A 1,269-nucleotide genomic window follows, 5' to 3' on the forward strand; every position below is an offset into this window, starting at 1 on the left:
CGGTCATCCCGGGCAGTGCCGGACCGTCGGCGGCCGCCACCAGGATGGTCACCAGGTCTGCGTCCACCACCGCGATCGGGCCGTGCTTGAGGTCGGCATACGAGAGGCCGCGGACCGGCTGCAGGCAGGTCTCCTCCAGCTTGAGGGCGACCTCGAGCGTCGTACCGAACGTGAGGCCGCGGCCGCTGGACAGTACGTCGTGCGCGCGGGCCAGCAGGTCGGCCGCAGCGTCGACCGAGCCCTCCAGCATTTTCGCGGCGGCGTCCGGGACGCGGGCGATGTCGGGGTCCAGGGTGCCCGGCTTCTGCGCGAGCGCGTCCACTGCGACCGTGATCGCGGCGAGCTGGGTGGTGTAGGTCTTGGTGGCCGGGACCGCCAGCTCCTTGCCGGCCTGGGTGATCAGCGCGACGTCGGCGGTCGACGCGAGCGGGCTGTCGCCGTCGTTGGTGATCCCGACGACCGCGGCGCCGTTGCGCTTGGCCCACTCGGCGGTGTCGACGATCTCCTGGGTCGCACCGGACTGGCTGACCGCGACCACGAGGGAGTTCGACAGGTCGAGGTTCGCCCCGTACAGGGTGGCGACCGACGGTGCGGCCAGTGACGCCTGCCGGCCGGCGTGGATCTCGGTCAGGTAGCGCCCGTACACGCAGGCGTTGTCCGACGAGCCGCGGGCCACGAAGATCACGTGCCGGCGCCCGGCGGCGAGCCGGGTGATGTCGTGCCGCAGCGGCAGGACGTGCTCGAAGGTGGCGGCCAGGGCCGCCGGCTGTTCGGCGATCTCGCGCGCCATCTGGGTTTCGCGGGCGGGGACAGACACCACTTCGATCACTGGTCCTATCTGGTCTTAACAGGTATGCTGCGCACGATAGCAGTGCGTGGCGTACCGGGACACCCCCGGCGGCCGCGCCCGGTCTGGAGGAGCGGGATTCGATGGTTGCGACGAAGCGGGCCCAGGTCCGGTCGGTGCTGGAACGGCTGATCGACGTCGAACTGCACCCGGGTGACCCGATCCCGTCCGAACGGGCTCTGGTGGACAAGCTGAACGTCTCCCGGGTCACCGTCAGGCAGGCGATCAGCGACCTGGTCGAGTCCGGCGCGCTCGAACGCGTGCATGGCAAGGGCACCTTCGTCACCGGCCCACAGGTCGACTCGCAGTTGCACCTCACCTCGTTCTCCCGGGAGATGCGGGCCCGCGGGCTCGAACCCGGCACGGTGGTGCTGTCGGCCACCGAGATCGAGGCGTCCGACGAGACCGCCAAGGGGCTGCGG

At 70.9% G+C, this 1,269-nt stretch carries 2 protein-coding genes; one reads left to right on the forward strand and one right to left on the reverse strand.

From position 1 onward, the window contains the following. Window positions 1–829 (reverse strand): SIS domain-containing protein (locus tag ACRDSQ_RS22135; protein WP_431423708.1); only part of this gene is annotated, 829 nt, incomplete at its 3' end. A 101-nt stretch (window positions 830–930) separates the two neighbouring features. Between ACRDSQ_RS22135 and ACRDSQ_RS22140 the strand changes: the two genes are divergently transcribed. Beyond that, window positions 931–1,269 (forward strand): GntR family transcriptional regulator (locus ACRDSQ_RS22140; protein WP_431423709.1); only part of this gene is annotated, 339 nt, incomplete at its 3' end.

The organism is Actinokineospora sp. (assembly GCF_050699995.1).
Classification (GTDB): Bacteria; Actinomycetota; Actinomycetes; order Mycobacteriales; family Pseudonocardiaceae; genus Actinokineospora.